Origin of the sequence: Acinetobacter sp. UBA6720 (genome assembly GCF_002454215.1) — a bacterium.
GTDB lineage: Bacteria > Pseudomonadota > Gammaproteobacteria > Pseudomonadales > Moraxellaceae > Acinetobacter.
The window spans coordinates 6,143-6,659 of record NZ_DKIK01000008.1 but is presented as its reverse complement, the minus strand read 5'-3'; the positions used below and the strand labels follow the sequence as shown (position 1 = coordinate 6,659).

Below are 517 nucleotides of genomic sequence, written 5' to 3'. Positions count from 1 at the left end.
CATGCCGCGTGATCAGTACGACAGTGAAGAAGAATATCAACAGGCTATTGTTGACGAACTAGAAATACTGGATTACTACCAAGAAAAAAATGTATTTTGGGTACCAAAAGCAGGCCGCTGGTCAAATATCCGTGATGCAGCCGCTTTACCAATTGGCTCAATCATTTGGCTGGATGAACAAGGTGCAGATGTTAAACTGCGTTCGGTATCATGGCTGATTGACAATGCTTTAGATGAAATTGAAAAAGCCAATCCAAAACTTAAGGGCATCCTGAATCGTATTGGACAGTACCAGTTAGATAATGACAAGTTACTTGATCTGATCAATACTTTCTCTGACACCAGTTTTACCAAGCCAGAATATAATGGCGAGAAACTCAGTCTGCACAGTAAAGATATTCTCGGGCATGTCTACGAATACTTTTTAGGACAGTTTGCTTTAGCTGAAGGCAAGCAGGGTGGGCAGTACTACACGCCTAAAAGCATCGTAACTTTAATCGTTGAAATGTTGCAGCCT

General features: G+C 41.4%; 1 protein-coding gene. It reads left to right on the top strand.

Translation table 11 applies throughout. The features are described from left to right. Nucleotide 1 precedes the first annotated feature (1 nt). The coding region (locus tag B4F08_RS00685; RefSeq protein ID WP_291372442.1) for an N-6 DNA methylase at nucleotides 2-517 on the top strand (516 nt) is incomplete at its 3' end.